This window comes from Corynebacterium sp. zg254, assembly GCF_024701495.1.
Lineage (GTDB): Bacteria > Actinomycetota > Actinomycetes > Mycobacteriales > Mycobacteriaceae > Corynebacterium > Corynebacterium zhongnanshanii.
In genome coordinates this window covers 162,047-189,042 of sequence record NZ_WIAR01000001.1, presented here as the reverse complement: position 1 = coordinate 189,042, position 26,996 = coordinate 162,047, and the positions used below count along the sequence as shown (strand labels likewise).

General features: G+C 62.0%; 23 protein-coding genes. 22 read left to right on the top strand and 1 reads right to left on the bottom strand.

All coding sequences use genetic code 11. The features are described from left to right. The first annotated feature begins 121 nt into the window (after positions 1 to 121). Entirely contained in the window at positions 122 to 799 is a 678-nt protein-coding gene (locus tag GC425_RS00880) for an MBL fold metallo-hydrolase (RefSeq protein WP_151844126.1), read from the top strand. A 32-nt stretch (positions 800 to 831) separates the two neighbouring features. Next, positions 832 to 2,136 carry a histidine--tRNA ligase gene (hisS, locus tag GC425_RS00875; RefSeq protein ID WP_151844127.1) on the top strand — a complete coding sequence of 435 codons (1,305 nt, stop codon included), beginning with the start codon at positions 832 to 834 and terminating at the stop codon, positions 2,134 to 2,136. A gap of 55 nt (positions 2,137 to 2,191) precedes the next feature. Here the strand turns inward: hisS and GC425_RS00870 are convergent, their stop codons facing one another. Continuing rightward, on the bottom strand, positions 2,192 to 3,139 hold the full coding sequence (locus tag GC425_RS00870; protein WP_151844128.1) for a neutral zinc metallopeptidase: 948 nt from the start codon (positions 3,137 to 3,139) through the stop codon (positions 2,192 to 2,194). A 121-nt stretch (positions 3,140 to 3,260) separates the two neighbouring features. Here GC425_RS00870 and aspS point away from each other — a divergent pair, with 121 nt between their 5' ends. From aspS to carB, 20 genes are all read left to right on the top strand, one after another. After that, positions 3,261 to 5,060 carry an aspartate--tRNA ligase gene (aspS, locus tag GC425_RS00865; protein WP_151844129.1) on the top strand — a complete coding sequence of 600 codons (1,800 nt, stop codon included), beginning with the start codon at positions 3,261 to 3,263 and terminating at the stop codon, positions 5,058 to 5,060. A 6-nt stretch (positions 5,061 to 5,066) separates the two neighbouring features. Further along, positions 5,067 to 6,335: a phosphotransferase gene (locus GC425_RS00860; protein ID WP_231699709.1), complete on the top strand. Its 1,269-nt coding sequence runs from the start codon at positions 5,067 to 5,069 to the stop codon at positions 6,333 to 6,335. Next, complete coding sequence (locus GC425_RS00855) at positions 6,335 to 7,726, top strand: replication-associated recombination protein A (RefSeq protein WP_151844130.1); 1,392 nt, start codon at positions 6,335 to 6,337, stop codon at positions 7,724 to 7,726. Before GC425_RS00860 ends, GC425_RS00855 begins: the two co-directional genes overlap by 1 nt. A gap of 71 nt (positions 7,727 to 7,797) precedes the next feature. After that, on the top strand, positions 7,798 to 10,461 hold the full coding sequence (gene alaS / locus GC425_RS00850; RefSeq protein WP_151844131.1) for an alanine--tRNA ligase: 2,664 nt from the start codon (positions 7,798 to 7,800) through the stop codon (positions 10,459 to 10,461). A 2-nt stretch (positions 10,462 to 10,463) separates the two neighbouring features. Further along, on the top strand, positions 10,464 to 10,943 hold the full coding sequence (gene ruvX / locus GC425_RS00845; protein ID WP_151844132.1) for a Holliday junction resolvase RuvX: 480 nt from the start codon (positions 10,464 to 10,466) through the stop codon (positions 10,941 to 10,943). A 67-nt stretch (positions 10,944 to 11,010) separates the two neighbouring features. Next, entirely contained in the window at positions 11,011 to 12,165 is a 1,155-nt protein-coding gene (mltG, locus tag GC425_RS00840) for an endolytic transglycosylase MltG (RefSeq protein WP_151841577.1), read from the top strand. Positions 12,166 to 12,183: 18 nt separating this feature from the next. Beyond that, on the top strand, positions 12,184 to 13,089 hold the full coding sequence (locus tag GC425_RS00835) for a shikimate dehydrogenase (RefSeq protein WP_257821579.1): 906 nt from the start codon (positions 12,184 to 12,186) through the stop codon (positions 13,087 to 13,089). Positions 13,090 to 13,112: 23 nt separating this feature from the next. After that, complete coding sequence (locus GC425_RS00830) at positions 13,113 to 13,577, top strand: prepilin peptidase (RefSeq protein ID WP_151844134.1); 465 nt, start codon at positions 13,113 to 13,115, stop codon at positions 13,575 to 13,577. Positions 13,578 to 13,589: 12 nt separating this feature from the next. Next, positions 13,590 to 14,822, top strand: a complete 1,233-nt coding sequence (gene aroC / locus GC425_RS00825; RefSeq protein ID WP_151841574.1) for a chorismate synthase — start codon at positions 13,590 to 13,592, stop codon at positions 14,820 to 14,822. Continuing rightward, positions 14,822 to 15,328, top strand: a complete 507-nt coding sequence (locus GC425_RS00820) for a shikimate kinase (RefSeq protein WP_151841573.1) — start codon at positions 14,822 to 14,824, stop codon at positions 15,326 to 15,328. Before aroC ends, GC425_RS00820 begins: the two co-directional genes overlap by 1 nt. A gap of 8 nt (positions 15,329 to 15,336) precedes the next feature. After that, a complete protein-coding gene (gene aroB / locus GC425_RS00815) occupies positions 15,337 to 16,422 on the top strand; it encodes a 3-dehydroquinate synthase (RefSeq protein ID WP_151841572.1) in 1,086 nt (361 codons plus the stop codon). Positions 16,423 to 16,474: 52 nt separating this feature from the next. Further along, complete coding sequence (gene aroQ / locus GC425_RS00810) at positions 16,475 to 16,915, top strand: type II 3-dehydroquinate dehydratase (protein ID WP_151841571.1); 441 nt, start codon at positions 16,475 to 16,477, stop codon at positions 16,913 to 16,915. 6 nt (positions 16,916 to 16,921) lie between these two features. After that, positions 16,922 to 18,013, top strand: a complete 1,092-nt coding sequence (locus tag GC425_RS00805) for a Xaa-Pro peptidase family protein (RefSeq protein ID WP_151844135.1) — start codon at positions 16,922 to 16,924, stop codon at positions 18,011 to 18,013. An 80-nt stretch (positions 18,014 to 18,093) separates the two neighbouring features. Next, positions 18,094 to 18,657: an elongation factor P gene (gene efp / locus GC425_RS00800; RefSeq protein ID WP_151841569.1), complete on the top strand. Its 564-nt coding sequence runs from the start codon at positions 18,094 to 18,096 to the stop codon at positions 18,655 to 18,657. Positions 18,658 to 18,686: 29 nt separating this feature from the next. Beyond that, on the top strand, positions 18,687 to 19,256 hold the full coding sequence (gene nusB, locus GC425_RS00795) for a transcription antitermination factor NusB (protein WP_151841568.1): 570 nt from the start codon (positions 18,687 to 18,689) through the stop codon (positions 19,254 to 19,256). Between the two features lie 164 nt (positions 19,257 to 19,420). Further along, a complete protein-coding gene (pyrR, locus tag GC425_RS00790) occupies positions 19,421 to 20,023 on the top strand; it encodes a bifunctional pyr operon transcriptional regulator/uracil phosphoribosyltransferase PyrR (RefSeq protein ID WP_151841567.1) in 603 nt (200 codons plus the stop codon). Between the two features lie 7 nt (positions 20,024 to 20,030). After that, entirely contained in the window at positions 20,031 to 20,984 is a 954-nt protein-coding gene (locus GC425_RS00785) for an aspartate carbamoyltransferase catalytic subunit (protein ID WP_151841566.1), read from the top strand. A gap of 17 nt (positions 20,985 to 21,001) precedes the next feature. Next, positions 21,002 to 22,357, top strand: coding sequence for a dihydroorotase (locus tag GC425_RS00780; RefSeq protein ID WP_151841565.1), 1,356 nt, complete (start codon positions 21,002 to 21,004; stop codon positions 22,355 to 22,357). Between the two features lie 123 nt (positions 22,358 to 22,480). After that, positions 22,481 to 23,617, top strand: a complete 1,137-nt coding sequence (gene carA, locus GC425_RS00775) for a glutamine-hydrolyzing carbamoyl-phosphate synthase small subunit (protein WP_151841564.1) — start codon at positions 22,481 to 22,483, stop codon at positions 23,615 to 23,617. Between the two features lie 56 nt (positions 23,618 to 23,673). Beyond that, positions 23,674 to 26,994 (top strand): carbamoyl-phosphate synthase large subunit, encoded by a 3,321-nt coding sequence (carB, locus tag GC425_RS00770; protein WP_151841563.1) that lies wholly within the window; start codon positions 23,674 to 23,676, stop codon positions 26,992 to 26,994. Positions 26,995 to 26,996: the final 2 nt, after the last annotated feature.

The window sequence follows — 26,996 nt, the reverse complement described above, 5'->3', positions numbered from 1 at the left end:
GACGGTGACCTTTCGTTGAAAAGACATTCCTCTGTATTATGCCGTATCGAAGCGTCGGTCTCGACGAACACCTCCTCGAAAGAGCATGAGCGCTGTATGCCACGTGGAGTACAGTGGTGGCATGAATCACACTCCCATTCCCGGACTCCCAGAGACCACCGAGCTGATCGGCTTCGTGGTCGGCCCCTTCGAGACCAACTGCTTCGTCCTCATCGACCACGCCAACACCACGAGCGATGGATCAGCCTCCGCCACAGTGATCGACCCGGGCTACGGAGCAGCCGACGTGTTGGCCACGCTCTCCGAGGAGAAGAACTTCACCGTCACCAACGTGGTGCTCACCCATGGACACATCGACCACATCCGCGACGCGGGCACCCTGGGCGTGCCGGTTCAGATCCACGAACTCGACGAACCCGTCATGACGCAGGACTTAAGCGGCAGCCCCTTCGCGCCACTGTTCGACGTGGACTCCATGAGCCTTCCAGACACCGTGAGTTATCTCGAGGACACCGTAGAGATGGGCGGGACAACCTGGACGGTGCACCACATGCCCGGGCACTCCCCAGGACACGTCATGTTCCGAGTAGACGGGCTCATCATCGGAGGAGACGTGCTCTTCAAGGGCGGCATCGGACGCACCGATCTTCCCTTTAGCTCCCCAGAGGACATGATGCTGTCGCTAAAGAAGCTGGGCGTCGAATTTAATGATGCAGACGTGGTACTCCCGGGACATGGACCACAGACCACCATCGGTGAGGAAAAGGCCACGAATTCCTACCTGTCGTCAGTGGTCTAGCCAGCACGTGAGGGCTGCTAAGCTAAATCGCTGTGACTACTAAAGATTCTTCAGGTAAGGCATCCTCGTTCACGGCACTCAAGGCGCCCAAGGGAGTTCCGGACTATTATCCACCGGTCTCCGCGGAGTTCCACGCCATCAAGCAGGCGTTCACTACCGCAGCCCACAATGCCGGCTATGAACACATCGAATTGCCCATCTTTGAAGAAACTGCCCTGTTCGCACGCGGCGTGGGAGAGTCCACCGACGTGGTCTCCAAGGAGATGTACACATTCGCTGACCGCGGCGACCGCTCCGTCACGCTGCGCCCCGAAGGCACCGCGGGCGTGATGCGTGCCGTCATCGAGCACAAACTTGACCGAGGTCAGCTGCCGGTCAAGCTCACCTACAACGGCCCCTTCTTCCGCTACGAGCGGCCCCAAGCGGGACGCTACCGCCAACTGCAGCAGGTGGGTGTGGAGGCCATCGGCGTGGATGACCCGGCGCTGGATGCCGAGGTCATTGCCCTGGCACACCGCTGCTTTACGTCCGTGGGGCTGACGGGCTTCCGGTTGGAGCTCACCAGCCTCGGAGATTCCTCCGACCGTCCTGCATATCGCCAGAGGCTCCAGGATTTTCTGGCCACGCTGCCGCTGGACGAGGCCACCCGCCACCGCGCGCAGATCAACCCCTTGCGCGTGCTAGACGACAAGCGCCCGGAGATGCAGGAGATGCTGGCCGAGGCACCCCTGATGCTGGATCACTTGAGCGACTCCTCCCGCGAGCACTTCGAGACCGTCACCGGACACCTGGATGACATGGGCATTGAGTACACGATCAACCCCCGCATGGTGCGCGGCCTGGATTACTACACCAAGACCTGCTTCGAGTTCGTCCACGACGGACTGGGAGCACAATCGGGTATTGGTGGCGGAGGCCGCTATGACGGACTCATGGCACAGCTGGGCGGCCAGGATCTCTCAGGCATCGGCTTTGGCCTGGGCGTGGATCGCACGCTGTTGGCGCTGAAAGCCGAGGAGGTTCAGGCGTCCACGGGCCGGCGGGTTGATGTGTTTGGCGTGGCCATGGGTGCGGAGGCTAAGCGCACGATGGTGGGCCTGGTGGATACGCTGCGTGCAGCAGGTGTTGCCACGGACATGTCCTATGGTGATCGCGGTCTGAAGGGCGCCATGAAGGGTGCCGATCGTGCTGGAGCGCTCTATGCTCTGGTGCTCGGGGATCAGGAGTTGGCCGAGGGCACCGTGGTGCTCAAGGACCTGCGCGCCCACGACCAGCGTTCGCTGCCGATGGAGTCCGTGGTGGACGAGGTGCTCCGGGGCGTGGCGCAGGAGCAGTAGCTCTGCCTTGCTTGTGCTGAGTCTTAGCCGTGGCTGCGTCGCGGCTATGTCCGCGTTAGCGGTTGAAGTCCTGCGCGCAGGACTTCATGGTGCCACCCTGGTAGCCGCGCATGAACCAGTTCACGCGGTCTTCGGCGGAGCCGTGAGTCCAGGCGTCGGGATCCACGTTTTGCCCTGAGTTCTTCTGGATCGCGTCATCGCCGATCGAGCGGGCGGTCGTCACGGCCTGCTCCACTTGATCCTGTGTGAGCGGATCCAACACCGCATTCGGGCCCTTATCCGCCTGGGAGGCCCACAGCCCGGCATAGCAATCGGCCTGCAGCTCGATCTTCACCGCATTGGAATCTTGACCGGGGTTGTCGTAATCGGACAGCCCCAGGGTGCCTTCCAAGTGTTGGATGTGGTGGCCCACCTCGTGCGCGGTGACGTACATCTGGGAGAACGGACCATCGGATCCGCCCATGCGCTTGAGCTGCTGGAAGAACTCTACGGGCATGTAGACAGTGTTATCGCCGGGGCAGTAGAAGGGCCCGGTCTCCGAGGCGTTGGCGCGCCCGCAGCCCGTGGACATAGGCCCTTCCGCGATCGTGAGTTCATTGCGCGTGTACTTAATGCCGGCTTCCTGGGGGAGGATCTCGCCCCAGATCCGGTCCAGGGACTCCTGGGTCGCGAGGATGCGGCAATCGTCATTGTCGTTGGCGTCCTCGAAGGTTTTGCAGTGCTCCAGTCCCGCTCCTGTTCGTCCCTGCGTCTGCTGGCCAGAATCCCCCACACCGGGAAGCATCCGCGCACCGCCAGAAAAGAGGAACACGGCGATCGCGAAGATGATGAGCCCTGGGATGCCGAACTTTCGCCCGATCATTCCGCCGAGCAGGCTCATGAACATACCGCCGCCGCGGCGAGGTCCTCCGCCAAAACCGTTACCGAATCCGCCGGAGCTACCGGAGCCGCCCGTGGATCCTCGACTGCCGTAGTCGTTTCCCAGATTGTTATTGAAAGTCACGTGGTTGATGTTGCCATATTTTGCACGGCCGTGGGGGAAGGCTCATGTGGGATCGCTGGGGTGCGTCCGGTATGCTGAAGGGCTGAACTCAATGAATCCATATCGAAAGGGAAAGCACAAAGTGCTTCGTACTCACCTCGCGGGCGAACTCCGCGCCGAAAACATTGCTCAAGAAGTGACGCTGACCGGTTGGGTTGGCCGTCGTCGCGACCACGGAGGCGTTATCTTTATCGATCTGCGGGATCGCTCCGGCGTGGCCCAGGTGGTGTTCCGCGAGTCCGAGGTTGCCGAACGCGCGCACGGCCTGCGCAGCGAGTTCTGCATCAAGGTCACCGGAACGGTGGAGGCTCGTCCGGAGGGCTCTGCGAACCCGAACCTTGCCTCGGGTGAGATTGAGGTCAATGTCACCGAGTTGGAGATCCTCAACGAGTCCGCCGCACTGCCTTTCCAGATCGATGATCCGTCCACGGCCGGTGGCGAGGTCGGCGAGGAGACCCGCCTGAAGTACCGCTACCTGGACCTGCGCCGCAAGTCCCAGGGCGATGCCCTGCGTCTGCGTTCCAAGGTGAGCCAGGCTGCCCGCCGCGTGTTGGATGAGCATGATTTCACCGAGATTGAAACCCCCACGCTGACCCGCTCCACCCCGGAGGGTGCGCGTGACTTCCTGGTACCCGCCCGACTGAAGCCCGGAACGTTCTACGCACTGCCGCAGTCGCCTCAGCTGTTTAAGCAGCTGCTGATGGTGGCCGGTATGGAGCGTTACTACCAGATTGCTCGCTGCTACCGCGACGAGGATTTCCGTGCGGATCGCCAGCCGGAGTTTACCCAGCTGGATGTGGAGATGAGCTTCGTGGACCAGGAGGATGTGATCTCCCTGGCCGAGGACATCCTGTCTGCTGTGTGGGAGCAGATTGGCTACACGATTCCTACCCCAATTCCGCGCATTACCTACGCCGAGGCGATGCGCAAGTACGGCTCCGATAAGCCGGATCTGCGTTTCGATATTGAGATCACCGAGTGCGCCGAGTTCTTCAAGGACACGACCTTCCGTGTGTTCCAGGCCGAATACGTGGGCGCCGTGGTCATGGAGGGTGGTGCGTCGCAGCCTCGCCGCCAGCTGGATGCGTGGCAGGACTGGGCGAAGCAGCGTGGTGCCAAGGGCCTGGCCTATATCCTGGTGGGCGAGGACGGGCAGCTCGCCGGTCCTGTTGCGAAGAACCTGACCGACGCCGAGCGTGCGGGCATCGCGGACCACGTCGGAGCAAAGCCTGGCGATTGCATCTTCTTCGCCGCCGGCGAGACGAAGGCCTCCCGCGCCCTGCTGGGTGCGGCTCGCGGTGAGATCGCCTCGAAGCTGGGCCTCATCAAGGACGGCGACTGGGCCTTCACCTGGGTGGTGGACGCACCATTGTTCGAGCCATCCGCGGACGCCACGGCCTCCGGCGATGTGGCCTTGGGCAACTCCTCCTGGACCGCCGTGCACCACGCGTTTACCTCTCCAAAGCCGGAGTTCCTGGACACCTTCGATAGCGACCCGAGTTCCGCATTGGCCTACGCCTATGACATCGTGTGCAACGGCAACGAGATCGGTGGTGGATCCATCCGTATCCACCGCCCCGATGTTCAGGAGCGTGTCTTCAAGGTCATGGGCATCAGCCAGGAGGAGGCCCAGGAGAAGTTCGGCTTCCTGCTGGACGCCTTCGCCTTTGGCGCGCCTCCTCACGGCGGTATCGCCTTTGGTTGGGACCGCATCGTGTCCCTGCTGGGTGGTTTCGATTCCATCCGCGACGTCATCGCCTTCCCGAAGTCCGGTGGTGGAGTGGATCCATTGACCGATGCTCCTGGTGAGATTTCCGCTGCTCAGCGCAAGGAATCTGGCATTGATGCAAAGGTAAAGAACGCACAAAACAAGAAGGCCTAGGGTGTCGTGTCTGCCTCTGAGTCCTTAATCGAGTCAACTGTTTCGGTAGCCGAAGAGCTGCTGTCCACACGCTTCGGTGGTACGGCCGAGCTGTCCAATCCGGAGGATTTGGGCGGCTCGGGCGTGGCGACGGTTCTTCGCTGCCGCGTGGCACCGAACCCGTTCCTCCAGGAGCGGTCCGTGGTCATTAAGCGCTTGCCGTTAGATACCGAGGCAGAGCCTAGCGATGGGACAGAGGCGGCTCGTGTACGCGGTGACGAGTTGAGCCCTAACCAGGTGGCCTTGATCCGTGAAGTGGTGGCGTACCAGTACACCAACACCTTGTCCGAGGCCGCCCGGCCGGGTCCATTGTTGCTTGCGTACTCCATTGATGAGCGCGTCCTGATCCTCTCGGACGAGGGGGACGGGGAGAACTTCACAGATGTTCTCAACTACTTCTCAGACAACGACCGCCAGCAGGCGGTGCGCAAGCTGGGCAAGGCGCTGGGCCGGATGCATGCCCACACGTTTGGGGATACCGAGGCGTTCAACGTGCTCTATCGGCGCCAGTGCCACAAGCACCAATTGGACCCCGCACAACTGGAGGAGTTCGATCTCAACATTCCCGAATTGATCCGGGGCGGTATGGGATTACTGGAGCACATTGATCCGGAAATTGATCCGGTGGTGACGGAGCTGGCAGAGCGCGCCGCGGACCATCAGCAGCGCCCGGACTTCCAGGCGTTTACACCCTTCGACTTGGCACCGGACAACATCATGCTCACGAAGAACGTGGTGTTTTTGGACTACGAGTGGGCGCGCTTCCGCGAGGTGACATTCGACGTGGCCTGCGTGATTGCGGGATTCCCTCAGGACAATTCCACTCCGGCCTTGACCGACGAGGAGGCCCGGGAGTTCCTGGCCAGCTGGCGGGCGGAAATTGCACCGTCGTGGCCAGAGATCCGCGACGATGAGACGCTGCGTACTGTCATCCTCTCGGCACTCATCGGCTGGTCCTACATGTCCCTGATGATCCTGTACTACGGCCGGCTGGCCATTGATCAGCACGCCGAGGAGATCTTGAAGGGCGCGAACCTTGGCTTGGTCGAGGGTACTCATGGTTTGAAGCAGCTGGGCTCTGACCAGTTGGAGGATCTGGCGACCACTGTGGATGCCGTGCTGCGGTTCGCGGAAAACCAGCCGTGCGTGTACACCCCAGCGGTGGTGGCCTACACGGGCCGGTTGATCGCGGCGTTGAAGAGGATGGGCGCCACGCCGAAGTTCCGGGACGCCTAATGGCCGATCTGTTCTCTCCCGACGACGATGCCCCGCAGGCCTCCTCCTCCGCTGCGGCCAACTACTTCCACCCAGGCCTCCACTCGCCCTTGGCGGTACGGATGCGCCCGCGCAGCCTGGATGAGGTGGTGGGGCAGGAAAAGGTGCTGGGTGCAGGTTCGCCGCTGCGCCGGTTGATTGAGGGGCACGGGGAGACCTCCGTGATTTTGTACGGGCCCCCAGGCACCGGGAAAACCACGGTTGCGTCTCTGATCTCCTCGGCCTCCGGCCGGCACTTCGAGGCGCTGTCCGCCCTCAACTCCGGTGTCAAGGAGGTCCGGGCTGTCATCGAGGAGGCCCGTCGGCGCCTGGTGATGGGGGAGAACACGGTACTGTTCATCGACGAGGTGCACCGTTTTTCCAAAACCCAGCAGGACGCTCTGCTGTCTGCCGTGGAAAACAGGACTGTGCTGCTTGTGGCCGCGACCACCGAGAATCCGTCCTTTTCCGTAGTCGCGCCACTGCTCTCGCGCAGCTTGCTGGTGCAGCTGGAGTCCCTGTCCGATTCAGACATCCGGACGGTGCTGCAGCGGGCGATCCACGACGAACGAGGGCTGAACGACGCCGTGGCTCTCGACGACGAGGCGCTGGACTACCTTGTGGCATTATCTGCTGGGGATGCTCGACGAAGTCTGACATACCTCGAGGCGGCGTCGGAAACAACGATCGCAGCGAGCACACGGGGGAACACAACGGACACGCCCGTTGCGGTCACGGCCGAGGATATTCGCCAGTCCATCAACCGTGCGGTGGTGCGTTATGACCGCGACGGCGATCAGCACTACGACGTGACCAGCGCGTTTATCAAGTCCATCCGAGGATCAGACCCGGACGCGGCGCTGCACTACCTGGCCCGGATGTTGGAAGCGGGGGAGGACCCGCGGTTCATTTCCCGGCGGCTGGTGATCCACGCCTCGGAGGACATTGGGATGGCCGACCCCTCGGCCCTGCAGATTGCCGTGGCCGCGCACCACGCGGTGACGTTCATCGGCATGCCGGAAGCGCGCCTCAACCTAGCCCAGGCGACCATCCACTTGGCCACCGCACCCAAGTCCAACGCGGTCATCAGCGCCATCGGTCGGGCTGTGGAGGACGTGCGCGCAGGTAAGGGCCACACCGTCCCGGCGCATCTGCGCGACGGGCACTACCAGGGGGCGAAGGACCTCGGCAACGCGGTGGGCTATAAGTACCCGCACGATGATCCCAAGGGCGTGGTTCCACAGCGCTACCTGCCCGATGATCTTCAGGACGCCGTGTACTACACGCCCACGCAGCATGGACACGAACGCACCATCTCCGCGCGGCTGGAGAGTCTGCGCGCGATCGTTCGTGGCTGGATACGGGGTAAATAAGGCCTTCGTCCCACGGACAGGTAGACTAATTGAGGTCAATTCGCACTATCTGTTAACGAGGTCTAAAAAACGTGCAAACGCATGAGATTCGCCAGCGCTTCATCGAGCACTTTACGAATGCCGGACACACCGAGGTTCCCAGCGCGTCGTTGATCCTGGATGATCCGAACCTCCTCTTCGTCAACGCCGGCATGGTGCCGTTCAAGCCTTACTTCCTGGGCCAGCAAACTCCTCCTTTTGAGACGGCAACCTCCATCCAAAAATGCGTGCGTACGTTGGATATTGAAGAGGTGGGCATCACCACCCGGCACAATACCTTCTTCCAGATGGCCGGCAACTTCTCCTTCGGCAACTACTTCAAGGAAGGCGCCATCACCCACGCCTGGACCTTGCTCACCAAATCCGTGGAGGACGGTGGCTTCGGGCTGGATCCCGAGCGCCTGTGGGTGACCGTGTACCTGGACGACGACGAGGCCGCCGAGATCTGGGAGAAGAAGATCGGTGTTCCGGCCGAGCGAATTCAACGTTTGGGCATGGAGGATAACTACTGGTCCATGGGCGTGCCAGGCCCGTGCGGTCCCTGCTCCGAGATCTACTACGACCGCGGACCGGAGCACGGCAAGGAAGGCGGCCCGATCGCCGATGACACACGCTACATGGAGATCTGGAACCTGGTCTTCATGCAAAACGAACGCGGCGAAGGACTGGGCAAGGGCAACTTCGAGATCTTAGGCCCCCTCCCGAAGCAGAACATCGATACGGGTATGGGCATCGAGCGCGTAGCCTGCCTGCTCCAGGACGTGGACAACGTCTACGAGACGGACCTGTTGCGCCCGGTGATCGACGAAGCTGAGCGCCTCACGGGTGCTGCCTATGGATCCGACGCCCAGGCCGACGTGCGGTTCCGCGTGATTGCTGATCATTGCCGTACCGGATTGATGCTGATGCTGGATGGCGTGACCCCCGGCAACGAGGGCCGCGGCTACATTCTGCGCCGTCTGCTGCGCCGTATCATCCGCTCCGCACGCCTGCTGGGAGCACGCGGCGAGACGATGGAGAAGCTAATGGAGACCGTATCCACCACGATGACTCCGTCCTACCCAGAGATCGCGGACTCTTGGGAGCGTATTCGTGCCGTGGCCGTGGGCGAGGAGAAGTCCTTCCTGAAGACACTGGAATCCGGAACGCGACTGTTCGACGAGTATGTCTCCGGCGCGAAGGACCGTGGTGAGACCACCATTCCTGGCGACGTTGCCTTCACCCTGCACGACACGCACGGCTTCCCGATCGACCTGACCATGGAAATGGCCCAGGAGAACAACCTGCAGGTGGACGAAGAGGGCTTCCACGCACACATGGCCGAGCAAAAGGCCCGCGCCAAGGCAGACAACAACGCCAAGAAGCTGGGTCACGCGGACCAGTCCGTGTACCGCGCGTTCGTGGACAACCACGCCACTGTCTTCACGGGGTACACCCAGCTGGAGGATGAGGGCAAGGTGCTGGGCCTCATATCTGAAGGTGCGTTGGTGGATCGCGCCTCCGAGGGAACGACGGTTCAGATCATCCTGGACCGCACCCCCTTCTACGCCGAGGCCGGTGGCCAGATGGCCGACCGCGGCGTGATCAAGGGCGAGGGCTTTAGCGCCCGCGTGGATGACGTGCAGAAAGTGGGCAAGAAGGTTTGGGTCCACAACGCCACCATCACCGGCGGCACCGTGGCTGTGGGCAACGCGGTCACCAGCCACGTGGACAACGCGTGGCGCCACCAGGCCCGCCAGGCGCACTCTGGCACGCACTTGATTCACGCCGCCCTTCGCGAGGTGCTGGGCCCCACGGCAGTCCAGGCTGGATCCTTGAACAAGCCCGGCTACCTGCGCTTCGACTTCAACTATGGCGAGCAGTTGACGGACGAGCAGCTGCGTCGTATTGAAGACATCGCCAACGGCGCGGTGGATTCGGACTACCAGGTCAACACCATCGAAACCTCTCTGGAGGAGGCCAAGGCGATGGGTGCCATGGCACTATTCGGTGAGAATTACGGCTCCGAGGTTCGCGTGGTGGAGATCGGCGGCCCGTTCTCCATGGAGCTGTGTGGTGGTATCCACGTGGAGCACTCCTCCCAGATCGGCCCGATTGCGGTGCTGGGCGAGTCCTCCGTGGCCTCGGGCGTTCGCCGCATCGAGGCGTACACCGGCATGGATTCCTTCCGCTTCCTGTCCGGAGAAAAGAGCGTAGTCAGCGAGCTGGCGACCAGTTTGAAGACCCCCACGGAGCAGTTGCCGGAGCGCATCGATGCTCTGACCGCCAAGCTGAAGGATGCCGAAAAGCAGATCCAGAAGTTGCGCAACCAGCAGCTGGCCAGCCAGGTTGGGGACTTGATTGCTCAAGGCCAGACCATCGGCGACACGAAGGTGATCGCGTTGCAGCTGCCCGACGGCGTTGCTGCAGGTGACCTGCGCACCCTGACCACCGATGCGATTGGCCGCCTGAGCTCCGAAGCCGCGGTGGTGCTGTTTACCTCCAACGACGGCGGCAAGGTACCATTCGTCGCCGCCGCCACGTCCGCCGCTGTGGACAAGGGCGTGAAGGCCGGCGATTTGGTCAAGACATTCGCGGAGAAGGTTGGTGGCCGCGGAGGCGGTAAGCCAGCACTGGCTCAGGGCTCCGGCACTCAGGCCGAGGGCATCCAAGCTGGTCTGGAGGCCGTCAAGAGCGCTGTCGAGACCGACCTATAGCGATGGCGGAGACACAACGCCCCTCGCGGGAGACCGACCCTGGCCGTGGCCGACGCCTAGGCTTAGATGTGGGAAGCGTGCGCATCGGCGTGGCGCTGAGCGACCCGGACTGCATCTTGGCCTCGCCGTTGGAGACGGTGAAGGCCTCCATCGACTCTTCCGATGTGCAGCGTGTGGCTTTCCTCGTGGAGGAGAACTTCGTGGTGGAGGTGATCGTGGGCCTGCCCGTTGCCCTGCGCGGCAATCACACCAGCAGCACCCTCGCTGCTGAGGAATTCGCGCGGGACCTTAGCCAGGTTATCGGTGACATTCCCGTGCGGATGGTGGATGAGCGCATGTCCACGATGGCCGCCACCCAGGCCATGCAGGCCTCCGGGGTGAGCGCCAAGAAGGGTCGTTCGCGCATTGATCAGGCCGCTGCGGTGCACATTCTTCAGGGGTGGTTGGACGCACGTCGGCGGGTTATGAACGAGGAATTATAACGAACGTGCAACAATAGGATGTACTTGACGTTTCTCACGAGTTTTACACGAAAGGCATTGCCACCTCATGAGCCCTACTAGCTCCGTGAAGCCAAAGTATCGCCGACGCCGTCAGCATGCCGCTGCGCTGGCCATCGCTTTGGTTATTTTGCTGGTCGTCTGTTCTGGCTTTGTGTATTACAAGCGCAACGTTGTCGGCAACCGAGACTTTGAGGGATCGGGCAATGGAACGACCGTCATGGTGCGCGTGGAACCCGGTGATTCTATTTCCTCCATCGCCTCTGACTTGGTGGACAAGAAGGTGGTGGGCTCCCGGCGTGCTCTCATGAATGCAGCCGACAAGGATCAGCCAAACCTTCAGGCGGGCTACTACGCCATGCAGGAAGAAATGAGCGCTTCCTCTGCACTCGCGGCCCTGGGGGATGAGACGCGGCGTCGGGGCGTTGTCGACATCCCGAACGGCCTCACCCTCGACGACGTCACGGTAGTCAACGGTGAGACACGCAAGGGCATCTACTCGCTCATTTCTGAGCAGACATGCCAGGACGAGCACACGTGCATCAGCCCAGATGAACTGCGTGAGGCCGTGACCTCCACCAGCCCTGAGGATCTGGGCGTGCCGAGCTGGGCCGTGCAAGCCGTCAGCGCTCATGACAATGATCCACGACGCATCGAAGGCCTCATCGTTCCCGGTATTCACCTGTTCGACCCCACCTCGGATGCGAAGTCCATCATGACCTCTATTTTGAAGGTCTCCGCGGAGAACATTGAGAAGACGGGCATCCAGCAGGCCGCAGCAACCGTGGGTCTGAAGCCCTACGAGATGCTGACCGCCGCCTCCCTGGTGGAGCGCGAGGCGCCGGAGGGCGACTTCGACAAGGTGGCCCGCGTGATCCTGAACCGTCTCAACGAAGACATGAAGCTGGAGTTCGACTCCACGGTTAACTACGGACTGGACGCCCAGGAGGTGGCGACCACCACCGCCGATCGTCAGCGGGAAACCCCGTGGAACACCTATGCGAAGAAGGGACTGCCGGATACCCCGATCGCGTCCCCAGGCATTCAGGCACTGCACGCCATCGAGAATCCCGCCGAGGGTGACTGGTTGTACTTCGTGACGATCGACAAGAACGGCACCACTGTGTTTAACCGCGAGTTCGATGATCACCAAAACGCCACGGCGGAGTCCATCCGCAATGGTGTGCTGGACTCCAACCGCTAGGAAGGTACCGAAAAGAGTATGTCCGCAGCTGACGGCGTGCGCGGGGCAGAGCCCGGCACATTCCTATCCATCGAAGAGTTTCTGACGCTCGCGGAGACATTCCCGGACCGACTGTGTGCGGTGTTGGGGCGCCCCATCGAGCATTCGAAGTCGCCGGTGTTGCACAACACGGCGGCCGCAGCGGCGGGCATTGAGGACTTTCTCTACGTGCGCGTGGAGGCCGGAGAGCGCGATGAGGTGTCTCGCCTGCTGACAGGCAGCGGGGCGTCCGTGGCCGGGTTCTCCGTCACGATGCCGGGGAAGTCTGCAGCTCTGGAGCTTGCGGATAAGGTGACCGAGCGTGCCACGCGCATTGGCAGCGCGAACACCCTGGTGCCGCAGCCCGACGGCACGTGGTTAGCGGATAACACCGACGTGGTTGGAGTGCAGCGCTGCCTGGAGCACTGTGCGGCTGAGGGAATTGACTACGCCGGAACCCACGCGGTGGTCGTCGGAAACGGGGGAACGGCACGGCCCGCCATCGCGGCCCTCGGGGAGCTCGGGGTGAGCCGGGTGACGGTGCTAGCCCGGTCAGAGCGCGCGCTGCAGGTCCGCGATCTGGTGACCAGCTACGGCATGGAGTTCGAGTGGTTGACCTTCGATGCCGATCAGGTTGCCGAGCGGTGCGCTGAGGCTAGCGTGGTCATCAACACCATTCCGTCGGCGGCGGTCGAACCGTACACGGACCTGTTGGTGCGCGCACGCTCAGTGGTGGACGTGATTTATGATCCCTTCCCACCGGCCCTGATTGCCGCAGCGCAGCGCACGGGCATTCCTCACGCCGATGGTTTGCGTATGCTGGCGGGACAAGCTGAGGAGCAGTTCCGCTATTTCACGGGTCAGTATCCTCCGCAAGGGCTGATGCTGCGAACTGTAGCGCCGTAGATTTTCGGGGGGGGGGAGAAGGCGTGCATGGTGATGTGCTGAGTGTGGGGATCGCAGCGCTGATTAGTGGGCTGGTCGTTGCCGCTGCGATCGTGGACGCGGCCACGATGAGGCTGCCGAATGCACTGGTGCTACTGCTCGGCGCGCTGGTGCTGCTGGGGTGCGTCGCGCCGTGGTATCCGGTGTTATCGCTCTCCCATCTGTGGGGAGGGGTGGTGTGGGGTGTGTTCCCCATCCTCATGAACGCGCTGTCGAGCAAGCGCATGGTCGCCGCAGGAGATTCCAAATTCGCTGTGTCGCTGGGGACGTTGGCAGTGATGCACAAGCCGTGGGGGCTTCTCGTCGCCATGGGGATCGCCGGGCTGGTGACACTGGCGTGGATCGCGCTGGGCAGAGCCCGCCGGTCGCGTCCGCACGAGCAGACGCGCGTTCCGCACGGTCCGGGGATGGCGGTGGGGACACTGTGCGCCATTGTGATGGGGTGGTAGTAAGATATTCACATGCTTCGATGGACAACTGCCGGCGAATCGCACGGCCAAGCGTTGGTATCACTGGTGGAGAATCTTCCTGCAGGTCTGGAGATTACGCGTGAAGAGATTTCCCGACAGCTCGCCCGTCGCCGCCTCGGATATGGCCGTGGCGCGCGCATGAAGTTTGAGGCCGACGAGGTCACGCTCCTCGGCGGCGTGCGCCACGGCAAGACGCTGGGTAGCCCCGTGGCCATCATGGTCGGCAACACGGAGTGGCCGAAATGGACCACGATCATGTCCTCGGACCCACTGGATTACTCCGATGAGGAGGTCGCGAAGGAGATGTCCAGCGGCCGTGGTGCGCAGCTCACTCGCCCGCGTCCGGGCCATGCGGATTTCTCCGGCATGGTGAAGTACAACCACGAGGAAGCCCGTCCGATCCTCGAGCGCTCCTCAGCCCGCGAAACCGCAGCGCGCGTGGCAGCCGGCACCCTCGCCCGAGCCGTGTTGCGTGAGGTCTTGGGCGTAGAGGTGCTCAGCCACGTCATCTCCATCGGCCGCTCCGAACCTTACGAGGGCCCACTGCCGGAGTTCAAGGACCTGGAGAAAATCGACGCCTCACCGGTGCGCGCATTCACCCAAGACGCTGAAGATTCCATGGTGGAGCAGATCAAGGCCGCGAAAAAGTCCGGCGATACCTTGGGAGGCATCGTCGAGGTGGTCGTTCAGGGACTGCCGATCGGACTGGGCTCCCATGTGTCCGGCGAGCAGCGCCTGGATGCACAGCTCGCCCAAGCGGTCATGAGCATTCAGGCCATCAAGGGAGTGGAGATCGGAGATGGCTTCGAGGAGGCACGCCGCCGTGGATCCGAGGCCCACGACGAGATGCACCGCAATGAGGACACGGGTTCCGTGGAGCGCTTCACGAACCGAGCCGGCGGCCTGGAAGGCGGCATGACCAACGGGGAAACCCTCGTTGTTCGCGCCGCCATGAAGCCGATCTCTACAGTGCCACGCGCCCTGAAGACCATCGACATGACCACCGGTGAAGCGGCTACGGGTATTCACCAGCGCTCCGATGTGTGCGCCGTTCCCGCCGCCGGCGTGGTGGCCGAAACCATGGTGGCGTTGGTTCTGGCCCGCGCGGTGCTGGAGAAGTTCGGTGGGGACTCCATCGAGGAGACGAAGCGGAACTACAAGGCCTACCAGGACTACGTGGCCGAGCGCCTGAACTGGGATGACGCAGAACCAGGATCGTCCTAATGGCGCCCCGCATTGTTCTGGTCGGGCTTCCCGGCAGCGGCAAGTCCACCATCGGACGGCGTTTGTCTCATGCCCTGAACCTCCCGCTAAACGATAGCGATCAGTTGATCGAACAGGTCTATGACGGCCGATCCTGCGGCGAGATCTTCTCCACTCTGGGGGAGAAGGACTTCCGTACCGTGGAGGCGGACGTGATCGCCGAGGCATTAAAGAAAAACGGAATCCTGTCCTTGGGCGGGGGAGCGGTCGTCACCAAGTCCACCCGTGAGCTGCTGAAGGACCATTCCGTGGTGTTCTTGGACATCTCCGTTGACGAAGGCGTGCGACGCACCTCGCGCACGAAAACCCGCCCGCTGCTGGACGTGCCAAACCCTCGGGAAAAATACCAACATCTCTACGACACCCGGCGCAGCCTCTACCAGGAAGTTGCCACCTATACCGTGCGGTGTGATGCGAAGGATCCCCGCCGCGTTGTCACCGACATACTGAATCAAATCGAAGAATAGGACCAACCATGTCACAGGACCACTCGAGCATTCACGTAGCCTCCGCTTCTCCGTATGACGTCCTCATCAGCCGTGGATCCCAGTGGGCCGCGCAGAGCATTGCTGAGGCGCTGCCGAACTCCGGTCGGGTGCTCATCATCCATCAGCCGGCATTGCAGACGCGCGCTGTGGCGGTTGCGGAAGCGTTGGCGTCGACGGGAAAGGACGTCACCTGCTTCCAGATTGAGGACGCCGAAGACGGCAAAACCATCGATAGCGCCGCGCGATGCTGGGACGCGTGCGCGGAGGCCGGGCTGGGACGAGCGGATGCCATCGTGGGCATTGGTGGCGGCGCGGCGACGGACCTGGCCGGGTTCATCGCGGCAACGTGGATGCGCGGAATCAAGGTTGTGCAGTACCCCACCACATTGCTGGCGATGGTAGACGCCGCTGTGGGTGGCAAGACGGGAATTAATACCGAGGCCGGCAAGAATCTTGTAGGAAGTTTCCATGAACCCACCGCCGTGATTATCGATCTGGAGGTGCTGGACACCCTGCCGGCCGAGGAGATCGTGGCGGGTAGCGCGGAGATCATCAAGGCAGGGTTCATTGCCGATACAGAGATTCTGGACATCTACGAGCAGGATCCAGCCGCGGCGCTTGACCCTCGGGGTAGCCTTCCCGAGCTCATCAGCAGAGCCATCACGGTGAAGGCGAACGTCGTTGCTCAGGATCTGAAGGAGTCCAGCCTCCGCGAGATTCTGAACTACGGACACACCTACGGACACGCCGTGGAACACCACGAGAATTACCGGTGGCGCCACGGGCACGCGGTGGCCGTCGGCATGGTTTTTGAGGCAGAGTTGGCGCAGGCGGCGGGTCTGTTGAGCGCCGAGGATGTGCAGCGGCATCGCAGCATTTTGGAGTCCGTGGGCCTGCCCACGTCCTATGGCGCTGCAAGCCTGGAGACCCTCATGACCGCGATGGGACGGGATAAGAAAAACAAGGGCGGGAAAATCCGCTTCGTTGTTCTAGAGGCCGTGGGAAACCCAACGCGGCTGGAGGGCCCGTCAGAGGAATTGCTTCAGCAGGCATATTCACGGACACAGGGTTAATCGCACCAGCTCATCGTCGCAGAGCTCATGTTTATCAAGGAAAAGGTCGCACATGCTTAATATCGTCGTCATTAATGGGCCCAACCTCAACCGGCTTGGCAAACGTCAGCCCGACGTCTATGGTTCCACCACGCTTCAAGACATCGAGGCGGATGTGGCAAATCTTGCCTCCGAACTGGGCGTGCACGTGGAGTTTTTTCAATCCAATTACGAGGGCGCGCTGCTGGAGCGCATTCACCAGGCCGCCGATGACGGGGCAGGGGTGGTTATCAACCCGGGTGCGTTCACGCACACATCAGTGGCGTTGAGGGACGCTTTGGCGGAAATTGCGGACGGCCTGGGCTTTGTGGAGGTTCACATTTCTAATGTGCACGCCCGTGAGCCTTTCCGGCACCACAGTTATCTATCGGATATTGCCCGCGGTGTGATCGCGGGATTGGGCACATACGGTTATAGTGCGGCTGTGCGGTATTTCGCAGAAATGGAGGGCTAACACACCGTGACATCTCACACCATTGATTTTGCTTCTCGCCGTCAGCGTGTCGCTCAGCGCATCTCCGATGCGGGGCATGGCGCGTTGTTGGTCACTGATTTAAAGAATATCCGCTACCTCACGGGGTTCTCAGGCTCACATGCGGTGCTGTTGCTGCGCGCCGACGCGTCGGCAATCATCGCCACCGATGGGCGCTACAGCACGCAGATAAAGCTTCAGACCGGCGAGCCCGAGGACGTGGACATCAGGATCGTCTCCGACGCGTTCGGCGAGGTCATTGGCGCGGGAGACAAGTTCGCGGTCGAGCCGGGGTTGACGGTCGGCCAGGCCGCGCGCATTGGGGACATGTCCAGCCTTTCTGTCCTCACCAATGCGGTGGAGGACGAGCGGCTCATCAAGGACGAGGCCGAGGTGCAGGCCCTGCTGGAGGCGGGCCGCTTGGCCGATACGGTGTGGCAGGAGTTCCTCGCCGACGGTGGGATCCAGGCTGAAATGAGGGAGATCGACGCCGCCGCGGATTTGGAACACCGCCTGCGCCTGGCCGGCGCCGATGCCTTGAGCTTTGACACTATCCTCGCCAGCGGTATCAACGGGGCGAAGCCTCACGCGGGTGTGAGCCAGGACGTGATCGTTCCGGGGCTGGTCACGGTTGATTTCGGTGTGTATCTCAACGGCTATGCGTCGGATCAAACCCGAACGGTATGCGTGGGCCAGCCGAACGATCTCGCTGCCGAACTCTACGACATTGTCTACCGTTCGCAGAAGGCCGGGGAGGAAGCACTTGCTCCCGGCGTGGCACTGCGCGATGTGGATCGCGCCTGCCGTGCGGTCATTGAGGAGGCCGGCTATGGAGAGTTCTTCGTGCACTCCACGGGGCACGGTGTGGGACTCGACGTCCACGAGGCTCCGCGGGCAGCTTCCGGTGTGCCGGAGGACAGCGTGTTAAAGCCGGGCATGACAATCACCGTGGAGCCCGGGATCTACCTTCCCGGTCAGACGGGATTGCGCATTGAAAACACGTACATCATCACCGAGGAGGGAGCGGTGAGCTGCCAGGCCTCGCCCACGGAGCTCACGGTGATCGACGTGATAGAATGAGCGCTTGGCTATCAACATAGTGACACACCGCAAGTAGTGGCACCCCTTAAGTAATCTTTTCTGGACAAGGAGTTAGCAACGTGGCAACCACCGCAGATTTTAAGAACGGTCTGGTGCTGAAGATCGACAACAAGCTTCAGCAGATCATCGAGTTCCAGCACGTGAAGCCGGGCAAGGGCCCAGCATTCGTGCGCACCAAGCTGAAGGACGTTGTGTCCGGAAAGATCATCGACAAGACCTTCAACGCTGGTGTGAAGGTGGAGACGGCCACCGTTGACCGTCGCGACATGACCTACCTCTACAATGACGGCACCAACTTCGTGCTGATGGATGTCAAGGACTTCGAGCAGGTGGAGCTGGCTCCTCACTTGATGGGCGAGGGCGCGAAGTTCCTGCTGGAGAACGCCACCGTGCAGGTGTCCTTCCATGAGGGCGAGCCTTTGTTCGCCGAGCTTCCTGTGTCCGTGGAACTGCGTGTGGAGCACACCGATCCGGGCCTGCAGGGTGACCGCTCCAACGCCGGTACGAAGCCAGCAACCCTGGAGACCGGTGCTGAGATCCAGGTTCCTCTGTTCGTGGAGACCGGAAACGTTGTCAAGGTTGATACCCGCGACGGCTCCTACCTGTCGCGCGTGAACAACTAATCAGTCCAGAAACTAGAACTAAAAACACTGTGACGAACAAAGATTCCAAGTTTTCCCGCCTGGGTAGCCGCACCAAGGCTCGCCGCCGGGCGGTGGACATCCTGTACGAGGCTGAGTTCCGGGACATCGATCCGGTAGAGATCGTTGAGGACCGCATCACCCTGTCCAAGGATCCTGACAATCGGGTGAACCCCGTGCCGGAATACACGCAGAAAATCGTCGAGGGCGTGGCGGTTCATCTGGATGCGATCGACGAGGCCATTGCCGTGCACTTGTCCTCCGAGTGGCGCTTGGATCGTCTACCGGCGGTGGAGCGCGCGGTACTTCGTGTGTCCTCCTGGGAGCTCATGTTCCATGGTGAGGATGTCCCCCGCGATGTAGCAGTGAAGGAAGGCATCCAACTGGCCGCGGCCTACTCACACGTGAAGGCCTCCAGCTATGTCAACGCTGTGTTGGACGGCGTGGCCCGGGACATCGATATCAAGGCAGCCGATGCGGCGGTTGCGGCCCGTGAGGCCGATGGCCCCACGGGCCAGGCGGAGGATTTTAACCCCGAGGTAGGGGACTTTATTGTCCCCGAGGATCCGTCCGATACCTAAAGGCGCAGGCTAGGCGCCTCACCAAAGAAATGACCGGCAGCACCATGCTGCCGGTCTTTTTCGTGCCTTCGCTGAATGTCCGCCACCCGTTGTATAGTAAAAGGCGTTGATATTCTTCGACATCCTTTAACGGACCGCACAGAGAGGCGGGAAAGGAGGTCACGATGAACTCGGCAGATTCTGCGGCGGCAGACCATAGCGTTGTCCTTCTGGACAGTGATGATGTCTCCCGCACTGTCGCGCGCATCGCGCACCAAATTATTGAAAAAACTGCCCTGGACTCACACGAGGCTGCCCGGGTTGTGTTATTGGGCATTCCGTCAGGCGGAGTGCCGCTGGCAGCGCGTTTGGCAGAGAATATTCGCACGTTTTCTGGGGTAGACGTGTTCCACGGCTCGTTAGACATCACCCTCTACCGTGATGATCTGCGCAACACCGCCCATCGTGCGCTGAAGCCCACCCATGTTCCCCACGAAGGAGTGGACGGCGCCACCGTCATCCTGGTGGATGACGTCCTGTATTCCGGCCGTTCCATCCGTGCCGCATTGGATGCGCTCCGGGACTTGGGCCGTGCCGGAATCGTGCAGGTCGCCACGCTCATTGACCGCGGCCATCGCCAGCTTCCCATCCGCGCGGACTATGTGGGTAAGAACATTCCCACGGCCTCGGGGGAGGACGTTGTTGTGGAGTTGGCCGAGCTCGATGGGCAGGATCTGGTGACGTTGCATCGCAGCATCACGACCACTCACGGCTCCAGCGAGGGATAGGCAGACTATGAAGCATCTTTTGAGTATCGATGATCTTTCCGCTGAGGAGATCACCCTGCTGATGGATGAGGCCGACCGTTTTCGGGAGGCCTTGGAGGGCAGGGAGGTGAAGAAGCTTCCGACCCTGCGTGGCCGGACGATCTTCACCATGTTTTATGAGAACTCCACGCGTACCCGTTCGTCCTTCGAGACGGCCGGCAAGTGGATGAGCGCGGACGTCATCAATGTCAGCGCGTCCGGGTCGAGTGTGAAGAAGGGCGAGTCGCTCAAGGACACGGCGTTAACCCTCAAGGCCGTGGGCGCGGACGCGATCGTGATGCGCCATCCGTCGTCGGGTGCGGCGCGTCAGGTGGCCGGTTGGCTGGGGGACACGGCCGTGGTGAACGCTGGCGATGGTTCTCATCAGCACCCCACGCAAGCTCTGCTGGATGCGGTCACGATGCGCCGGGAGCTCGGCGAGATCAGCGGGAAGAAGATCGTCATCGTGGGCGACATTTTGCACTCCCGCGTTGCCCGCTCCAATGCGCAGCTGCTCACCACCTTGGGTGCCGAGGTAGTCTTCGTGGCACCACCGACGTTGCTCCCGTTCGGGGTGGATCAGTGGGGCGTGCGCGTCTCCCACTCCATGGACGAGGAAATCCACGACGCCGACGTGGTCATGATGTTGCGCGTTCAGGCCGAACGCATGAATGGTGGGTTCTTCCCATCCCATCGTGAATACGCAACGCGCTATGGATTGTCGCGTGCACGCAGGGAAGCCATGCGCGAGGATGCGTTGGTGATGCACCCTGGCCCGATGCTGCGCGGCATGGAAATTAATGACGATGTTGCCGATCATTCGCGCACCGTGGTGCTCAACCAGGTGACGGCAGGTGTTCATGTCCGCATGGCGGTGCTGTTTACGCTGCTGGTGGGACAGTCAGGCGACGAAGGCCCGGTAGCCTCATCGGCTGGGGTTTAAGGAGAGGAATAGTTCATATGACGAGCCAGAACCAGAATTCTTACCCGGCCACGGGAACCTTGGCGGATCACCCGCGAGGTGCTGACAGTGAAGTGCTCCTCAAGGGCGTGGTGATCTACGGCGAGGGCGAGCCACAGGATGTGTTGCTGCGCGATGGTGTGATCGCGGAGATCGGCTCAGGCTTGAGCAGTGAGGGCGAGACGCTAGACCTTCAGGGCCAGATTCTCCTGCCGGGGCTTGTGGACATGCACGTGCACTTGAGGGAGCCGGGCCGTGAGGACACGGAGACGATCGCCACCGGTTCCGCGTCGGCGGCGCAGGGTGGTTTCACGGCTGTGTTTACGATGGCCAACACCGCGCCCGTCACCGACAACCCATCCATCGCCGAGACGGTGTGGTTCAAGGGACAGAACACAAACCTCTGCGATGTGCACCCCGTCGGTTCCATCTCCAAGGGGCTGGAGGGCAAGGACCTCACGGAGTTCGGTATGATGGCCGATTCCGATGCGAAGGTGCGGATGTTCTCCGACGACGGCAAGTGCGTGGACGATCCTCGCCTGATGCGCCGCGCCATCGAGTACTCCAAGGGAGTGGACGTACTGCTGGCTCAGCACTGCGAAGAGCCGCGACTGACGGAGACGGCTGTGGCGCACGAGGGCGCGACGTCGGCGCGGTTGGGCCTGTCCGGATGGCCGCGCGTGGCGGAGGAATCCATCGTTGCGCGTGACGCGATCATGGCCCGTGACTACGGCGGTCGCCTGCACATTTGCCATGCCTCAACGGAGGGCACCGTGGAGCTGCTGAAGTGGGCGAAGGAGCAGGATATTCCTCTGACCGCGGAGGTCACTCCTCACCACCTGCTGCTCACGGATGAGAAGCTGGAATCCTATGACGGCGTGTACCGCGTCAACCCACCGTTGCGCGAGCAGCGGGATGTTCAGGCACTCCGGCAGGCCCTCATCGACGGAGTGATCGACTGCGTGGCCACCGACCACGCGCCGCACGGCTCGGAAGAAAAGTGCTGCGAGTTTGACCGAGCTCGCCCGGGCATGCTGGGGCTGGAAACGTCGCTGGCGCTGATTGCGCAGATCTTCGTCCTCAATGGAGATCAGGATTGGCGCTTCGTGGCACGCGTGATGTCGGAGCGCCCAGCGGAGATCACCAAGCTGCCGGGACACGGTCGACCGATCGCGGTGGGGGAGCCAGCCAACCTCTGCGTGGTCGATACCTCCGACGAGTGGGTAGCGTATGGAGAAGAGATGGCATCCAAGTCTCGCAACACCCCCTATGAAGGAATGACTATGCCCGTGCGTGTGTCCACCACTGTGTTGAGGGGCAAGGTCACGTGCCGAGATGGAAAGGCGAGTGTGTAAAAGCTTTTCAGACCACAGCCTCTTGAACCCCACTGAACTTTTCACGTGTGTTCGCGTGAGTGCCCCTGGTGCTCACCACCCCGAACCCACCATTTCACCTCAACGTGTACTAGAAGGAACATCATGACCCGCACCCCAGCAGCCTTGGTCCTTGCCGACGGACGCATCTTCCGTGGACAGGCCTTCGGCGCAGAAGGAACCACCCTCGGCGAAGCAGTGTTCAGCACTGCGATGACCGGATACCAAGAAACAATGACGGATCCGTCCTACCACCGACAGATCGTGGTCTCGACCGCTCCTCAGATTGGTAACACCGGCTGGAATGATGAGGACAGCGAATCCCATGGCGATAAGATCTGGGTCGCCGGATTGGTCATCAGGGACCTGTCCAAGCGCGTCTCCAACTGGCGCGCCGCCCGCAGCCTCGAGGATGAGATGAACGCCCAGGGCATTATCGGAATCCAGGGCGTGGATACCCGCGCGATTGTGCGCCACCTGCGCACCAAGGGCTCCATCGCCGCCGGAATCTTCTCCGGTGCGGATGTGACCAGCGACGAGGATATGGTGCGCACGGTAGCCTCCCAACCCAGCATGGAAGGTGCGGATCTCGCCGGCGACGTGTCCACCGACGAGGTCTACATTGTGGAGCCTGAAGGCGAGGTGAAGCACACCGTCATCGCCTACGACATGGGCATTAAGAGCAATACCCCTCGCGAGTTCTCCGTTCGCGGTGTGCGCACGGTGGTAGTTCCGTCTGATACCTCCTTCGAGAAGCTTCAAGAGCTCATGAAGGAACACGGTGCTCAGGGCGTATTCGTCTCCAACGGCCCCGGCGACCCAGCCACCGCGGACAAGACCGTGGCTGAGGTCCGCAAGGTCCTGGAGGCGAAGATTCCTTTCTTCGGCATCTGCTTCGGCAACCAGATCCTGGGCCGCGCCCTGGGAATGGAGACCTACAAGCTGAAGTTCGGTCACCGCGGCATCAACGTGCCTGTCCTCAACCACCTCACCGGCAAGATTGACATCACGGCCCAGAACCACGGCTTTGCCTTGAAGGGCACGGCAGGGGAGGTGTTCTCCACGCCATTCGGTGACGCGCACGTCACCCACACCTGCCTCAACGACGGAACGGTCGAAGGCGTAGCGCTGGTGGATGGATCCGCGTTCTCGGTGCAGTATCACCCCGAGGCGGCAGCTGGCCCCCACGATGCCAACCCGCTGTTCGACCAGTTCCTCGAGCTGCTCGACAGCCACAAGTAATCGATCACACAACACTCACAGCGCAGACTTATTGACACAAAGGATTGTGAAAACTCATGCCACGTCGTTCTGACATCAACCACGTACTCGTGATCGGTTCCGGCCCCATCGTGATCGGCCAGGCCTGCGAGTTCGACTACTCCGGCACCCAGGCGTGCCGCGTCCTCAAGGAAGAGGGCCTACGGGTGACGCTGATTAACTCCAACCCGGCCACCATCATGACCGACCCGGAGTTCGCAGACCACACCTACATCGAGCCGATTCAGCCCGAGTACATCGAGAAGATCTTCAAGAAGGAAGCCGACGAAGGCCACAAGGTGGACGCTGTTCTGGCCACTCTCGGTGGTCAGACCGCGTTGAACGCGGCAATCCAGCTGGACCGTCTGGGCATCCTGGACAAGTACGGTGTGGAGCTGATCGGTGCGGATATCGACGCGATTGAGCGCGGCGAGGATCGCCAGAAGTTCAAGGACATCGTGGAGAAGATCGGTGGGTCCTCGGCGCGTTCCCGCGTGTGCCACAACATGGATGAGGTGCACGAGACGGTCGCCGAGCTCGGCTTGCCAGTCGTGGTGCGCCCGTCCTTCACCATGGGTGGCTTGGGCTCCGGTCTGGCCTTCAACCACGAGGACCTGGAGCGCATCGCCGGTGGCGGACTCGCCGCCTCCCCTGAGGCCAACGTCCTCATCGAGGAGTCCATCCTCGGGTGGAAGGAGTTCGAGCTGGAGCTTATGCGCGACGGTAAGGACAACGTCGTCGTCGTATGTTCGATTGAGAATGTGGATGCGCTGGGCGTGCACACGGGTGACTCCGTGACCGTTGCCCCGTCGATGACCCTGACCGACCGCGAGTACCAGATCATGCGTAATCAGGGCATCGCCATTCTGCGCGAGGTGGGTGTGGACACCGGCGGATGTAACATCCAGTTCGCCATCAACCCCAAGGATGGCCGCATCATCACCATCGAGATGAACCCTCGTGTGTCTCGTTCGTCCGCGCTGGCGTCCAAGGCGACGGGATTCCCGATCGCAAAGTTGGCTGCGAAGCTGGCCATCGGCTACACGCTGGATGAGGTGCGCAACGACATCACCGAGGTCACCCCAGCGGCCTTCGAGCCCACCTTGGACTATGTCATTGTGAAGGCCCCACGCTTCGCCTTCGAGAAGTTCCCCGGTGCCGATGACACGCTGACCACCACCATGAAGTCCGTGGGTGAGGCGATGGCCGTGGGCCGCAACTACATCACGGGTCTGAACAAGGTCATGCGTTCCCTGGAGACCAAGCAGGCCGGCTTCTGGACTGTGCCGGATGAGTCCTTCGCGGGCGATCGCGCGACGGACAAGGACGCGGTGCTGGAGGACCTGAAGCGCCCGACCGAGGGCCGCATGTACGACGTGGAGCTGGCACTGCGCCTGGGCGCGACGGTGGAGGAGGTCTACGAAGCCTCCGGTATCGACCCATGGTTCCTGGAGGAGGTCAAGGACCTGGTGGAGTTCCGCCAGCGTTTGATCGACGCCCCCGTGCTCGACGTGGACCTTCTCCGCGAGGCCAAGTACTTGGGCTTGTCCGACCGCCAGATCGCCGCGTTGCGTAAGGAGTTCGCCGGCGAGGACGGCGTACGCTCGCTGCGCTGGTCTCTGGGCATCCGTCCGGTGTTTAAGACCGTGGACACCTGTGCTGCCGAGTTCGAAGCGAAGACCCCGTACCACTACAGCTCCTACGAGCTGGACCCCGAGGCTGAGTCCGAGGTGGCTCCGCAGAAGGATCGCAAGAAGGTGCTGATCCTGGGCTCCGGCCCGAACCGCATTGGTCAGGGTATCGAGTTCGACTACTCCTGTGTGCACGCGGCACTGGAGCTGTCCCGCGCGGGCTACGAAACCGTGATGGTCAACTGCAACCCGGAGACCGTCTCCACGGACTACGACACGGCCGACCGCCTGTACTTCGAGCCTCTGACCTTCGAGGATGTGATGGAGGTCTACCACGCCGAGGCGCAGTCCGGTGACATTGCCGGTGTGATCGTCCAGTTGGGTGGACAGACTCCTCTGGGCTTGGCGCAGCGTCTGGCGGATGCGGGCGTTCCTGTGGTGGGCACGTCTCCTGAGGCCATTAACCTGGCCGAGGATCGTGGTGAGTTCGGCAAGGTGCTGGAGGCTGCGAAGCTTCCTGCTCCGGAGTTCGGTACCGCCACCTCCTTCCAGGAGGCCAAGGATGTCGCCGATCGCATCAGCTACCCCGTGCTGGTTCGTCCGTCCTACGTGCTGGGTGGCCGTGGCATGGAGATTGTCTACGACGAGGCCTCCCTGGAGGACTACATCACGCGTGCCACGGAGATCACCAGCGATCACCCCGTGCTGGTGGACCGTTTCCTGGACTCTGCCATCGAGATCGACGTGGACGCCCTGTGCGATGGGGAAGAGGTCTACCTCGCCGGCGTGATGGAACACATCGAGGAGGCCGGTATCCACTCCGGTGACTCCGCATGTGCCCTGCCACCCATGACCCTGGGTGACGAGGACATCGACAAGGTGCGCAAGTCCACGGCCGCCCTGGCGCATGGCATTGGTGTGAAGGGCCTGATGAACGTCCAGTTCGCCTTGAAGGACGACATTCTGTACGTGATCGAGGCCAACCCTCGTGCCTCCCGCACGGTGCCGTTCGTCTCCAAGGCCACGGGTGTGCCGCTGGCAAAGGCTGCCGCCCGCATCATGCTGGGTGCCACCATCGCGGAGTTGAAGACGGAGGGCATGCTGCCGAAGAACCAGGACGGCGGCTCCCTGCCGATGGGTCACCCGATCGCGGTGAAGGAAGCGGTCATGCCGTTCAACCGCTTCCGCACGGCGGAGGGCAAGGTGCTGGATTCTCTGCTGAGCCCGGAGATGAAGTCCACCGGCGAGGTCATGGGTCTGGATCTGGACTTCGGTTCAGCCTTCGCGAAGTCCCAGCTGGGTGCCTTTGGCACGCTGCCAACCTCCGGCACGGTGTTCGTCTCCGTGGCCAACCGGGACAAGCGCACCCTCATCCTGCCGATCCAGCGTCTGGCGTCCCTCGGATTCAAGATCCTGGCGACGTCCGGTACCGCGAACATGCTGCGCCGCAACGGTGTGGAATGTGAGGTCGTGGCCAAGGTCAGCCAGGCTGCCAACCAGCGCACAGTGGTGGACTGCATTAAGGATGGGGAAGTGGACCTGATCCTGAACACCCCAGCCGGTTCCGCTGGAGCCCGTCACGACGGCTACGACATCCGCGCCGCCGCAGTCACCATGGGCGTTCCATGTGTGACGACGGTTCAGGGCACGGTCGCCGCAGTCCAGGGTATCGAGGCGCTGCAGAGCCACGAGACCAGCCTGCTGCCGATCCAGGATCTGGAGCACTAGAC